This is a genomic window from Streptomyces cahuitamycinicus (genome assembly GCF_002891435.1).
In the GTDB taxonomy this organism is placed as follows: domain Bacteria; phylum Actinomycetota; class Actinomycetes; order Streptomycetales; family Streptomycetaceae; genus Streptomyces; species Streptomyces cahuitamycinicus.
This window is the reverse complement of record NZ_POUC01000633.1, coordinates 1-3,319: the sequence shown is the minus strand read 5'-3', so window position 1 is coordinate 3,319 and position 3,319 is coordinate 1. Positions and strand designations below refer to the sequence as shown.

Sequence of the window (3,319 nt, the reverse complement as noted above, 5' to 3'; positions counted from 1 at the left end):
GTTCCCCCACCGCCCTACCTCCCCAGCACGGAAGCCAGGGCGACGACGAGAAACATCAGCACGAGCACACCGGCCATGATCCGGTTACGGGTTTTCGGGTCCACGGCACCGAGCCTAACCGGCGCCCCCGAGCGGCCAGCGCCCGACCGCCTCGTACCGGGGCTGCTCCCCCGGGACCCCCGACGTCGGCAGATTGCTCCGCACCAGGCAGAGCTCCCGCACGGTCCAGGTCCGGCCCGTGAATCCCGCGAGCACGTCCAGGAACGCCCGCACGTCCCCCGCCTCCCGCTTCCGCGCCACGGTCAGATGGGCCTTGTACCGCCGGTGCTCCCCCATCGGCACCCCGGCCTTGCGCGCCGCCGCCTCGGCCCGCCCGGCCAGCAGCCGGAGGGCCGCCAGGTCCCCCTCGGCCCCGGCCCACAGCGCCTTCCCGTGCCCGAACTGCCCGCCACCCCGCACGGCCAGCGAGAACGGCTCGGTCCGGCGCGCGGCCCGCTCCAGCCGCTCCGCAAGCTCGGGGACGAGACCGTCGTCGACCTCACCGTAGAAGGCGAGCGTGAAGTGCCAGCCGGGCCGGCCGGTCCAGCGCATGCCGTCGGCTCCGGGCAGCTCCCGCAACGCGTCGACCACTCCGTCGAGTTCACGGCACACCTCGTCGGGGGGCAGCACGGCCGCGAAGAGTCTCATGGGTCCAGCCTGGCACCATGAGGCCATGCGGATCACCATCCGGGACGGCGGGCCCGACGACATTCCCGCGATACTCGGCATGCTCGACAGCTGTGTGGAGTGGCTGGTCTCCCAGGGGCGCACGGGGCAGTGGGGGACGCGGCCCCTGTCGCAGAGCCCGAAGACGGTGGAGTCGGTCGGCCGGTACATGGCGGAGGGCAGCGTGTTCATGGCCGACGCCGACGGCGTCCCGGCCGGCACCCTCACCCTCACCGACTCGGCGGGCGCCTCCCTGTCCCACCTGCCGCAGCCCGGCGAACCCGAGCGCTACATCCACTGGCTGGCCTCCGACCGCCGCTTCAAGGGGCACGGCGTGGGCAGCGCCCTGCTCGCGCACGCCGCCGAGGAGACCCGCCGCGCCGGGATCTCCCTGCTCCGCGTCGACTGCTACGCCGGGGACGACGGCAAGCTCGTCCGCTACTACGAGTCCAACGGCTTCACCCGGACCGAGGCCTTCACGGTCGGCGAGAACAAGTGGCCGGGGCAGGTGCTGGCCCGCAGGGTGCAGGCCCGAAAGGTGTAGGCCCGCAGGGTGCAGGCCCGTCCCGTGGGCCCGGGGCGTGTCCTGGTCACCGTGCGTATCGTTGTACTGCGCGGCCGGATCCATCCACGGGTGCGGCCGGGGAGGAGCGCCACGATGACCGTCCTTGACGACAGGATCGAGATGGCCGACAGCAGCGGTGAACTCACCCTCGACACGATGTTCGAGTGGGTGGAGACGATGCCGGTCCCCGAGGGCTACAAGGTCGAGATCGTCGGGGGGAACATCTTCATGGCGCCTCAGCGGGACACCCACTGGGACATCATCGCGGACATCTACGACCAGCTGCGCACCAAGTATCCGCGCAAGCGCGTGAAGTCCGACGTCCGCGTCGACTACCCGGGCCACCTCAACGGCTTCGCCTCCGACGTGACCGTGATGGCGGAGGGCGCGGCGAAGAACGCCAAGGGGCTGTGGCGCTACGAGGACGTCGAGTTCGTCGCCGAGGTGATCTCCAGGAAGACCGGCGCGAACGACTACGGTCCCAAGAAGGACGCCTATGCCGCGGCCGGTGTGCCGGTGTACCTGATCGTGGATCCGTACACCGGCCGCTGGCATCTGCACACCAAGCCCAAGGACGGCGAGTACCGGGGCGAGCTGAGTCTGGACTTCGGGGACGAGATCGACCTGACGGGCACCGTGGTCGGGCTCGTCCTCGAAACCGGCGAGTTCCCCCGCGACTGACGCCGCCCTGCGCCGCCCTGCGGGCCCCCTACGGGCCCCTGCGGCCCCCTTACGCCGCCGGGGCCAGCTCCTCCTGGTGCTCCCGGGGCACGAAGCGCACCCTCGGGTGCCCCCGGTGCCAGCCCACCGACAGCCGGAGGTTGCCGACGCGGGCCAGGACCAGGCCGATCACCGCCGCGGCGAGCACCGCCACCGCACCGCCGGCCGCGAGGCCGACCCGGGCGCCGTACGTGTCGGTGATCCAGCCGACTATCGGGGCGCCCACCGGCGAGCCGCCGAGGAAGACCATCATGTAGAGGGCCATGACACGGCCGCGCATGGCCGGGTCCGTGGACATCTGGATGCTCGTGTTCGTCGTGACGTTGACGGTCATGCCGAACAGTCCCAGCGGGACCATGAGCAGGGCGAACATCCACAGGGTGGGGGTCGTCGCCGCCAGGATCTCCAGCGCGCCGAAGGCCATGGCCGCCGCGATCAGCAGCCGTAGCCGGGCCGTTCCCCGCCGGGCGGCGAGCAGTGCGCCCGCGACCGAGCCGACCGCCATCAGCGTGTTGAACATGCTGTACGCACCCGCCCCCGCGTGGAACACGTCGTCCGCGAAGGCCGACAGGTAGACGGGGAAGTTGAAGGCGAACGTGCCGACGAAGCCGACCAGGACGATCGGCCAGATCAGCTCCGGGCGGCCGGTGACGTACCGCACGCCCTCCCGCAGCTGTCCCTTGCCGCGCGGGGCGCGCTCCACGACGTGCAGCTCACGGGCGCGCATCAGCAGCAGGCCGGTGAGCGGCGCGATGAAGGACAGGCCGTTGAAGAGGAAGGCGTAGCCGGTGCCGACGCCGGTGATGAGCAGGCCGGCGACGGCGGGGCCGACGAGCCGGGCGGACTGGAAGTTCGCGGAGTTCAGGCTGACGGCGTTCTGGAGCTGCCCCGGGCCGACCAGCTCGGAGACGAAGGACTGGCGGGCCGGGTTGTCGACGACTGTGGCCAGACCGACCGCGAAGGCGGCGACGTACACGTGCCACACCTGGACCTGGCCGGTGATCGTGAGGACGGCCAGGGCGATCGCGGTGAGTGCCATCGAGGACTGCGTAACGAGCAGCGCGGGCCGCTTGCGCAGCCGGTCGACGAGGACACCGCCGTACAGGCCGAAGAGCAGCATCGGCAGGAACTGCAGCGCGGTCGTGATGCCGACGGCGGCGGAGGAGCCGGTGAGGCTGAGCACCAGCCAGTCCTGGGCGATGCGCTGCATCCAGGTGCCGATGTTGGAGACGACCTGCCCCATGAAGAACAGGCGGTAGTTCCGCACCGTCAGGGAGGAGAACATCGAGGACTTGCGGGCGGGCCGGGTGGAGGCGGGTGCGTCGAGGG

4 protein-coding genes are annotated in these 3,319 nt (G+C 71.3%); 2 read left to right on the top strand and 2 right to left on the bottom strand.

The window, feature by feature from the left end; genetic code table 11:
- Nucleotides 1-114: 114 nt before the first annotated feature.
- Nucleotides 115-687 (bottom strand): RNA 2',3'-cyclic phosphodiesterase, encoded by a 573-nt coding sequence (gene thpR, locus C1J00_RS40735; RefSeq protein ID WP_102913877.1) that lies wholly within the window; start codon nt 685-687, stop codon nt 115-117.
- 25 nt (nt 688-712) lie between these two features.
- Here thpR and C1J00_RS40730 point away from each other — a divergent pair, with 25 nt between their 5' ends.
- Together C1J00_RS40730 and C1J00_RS40725 are read left to right on the top strand one after the other, a co-directional pair.
- Nucleotides 713-1,249, top strand: a complete 537-nt coding sequence (locus C1J00_RS40730) for a GNAT family N-acetyltransferase (RefSeq protein ID WP_102913876.1) — start codon at nt 713-715, stop codon at nt 1,247-1,249.
- Nucleotides 1,250-1,363: 114 nt separating this feature from the next.
- A complete protein-coding gene (locus C1J00_RS40725) occupies nt 1,364-1,951 on the top strand; it encodes a Uma2 family endonuclease (RefSeq protein ID WP_102913875.1) in 588 nt (195 codons plus the stop codon).
- A gap of 49 nt (nt 1,952-2,000) precedes the next feature.
- On the opposite strand, the gene C1J00_RS40720 is transcribed toward C1J00_RS40725, so the two are convergent.
- Nucleotides 2,001-3,319, bottom strand: a 1,319-nt coding sequence (locus C1J00_RS40720; RefSeq protein ID WP_245936704.1) for an MFS transporter, incomplete at its 5' end; no start/stop codon positions are given.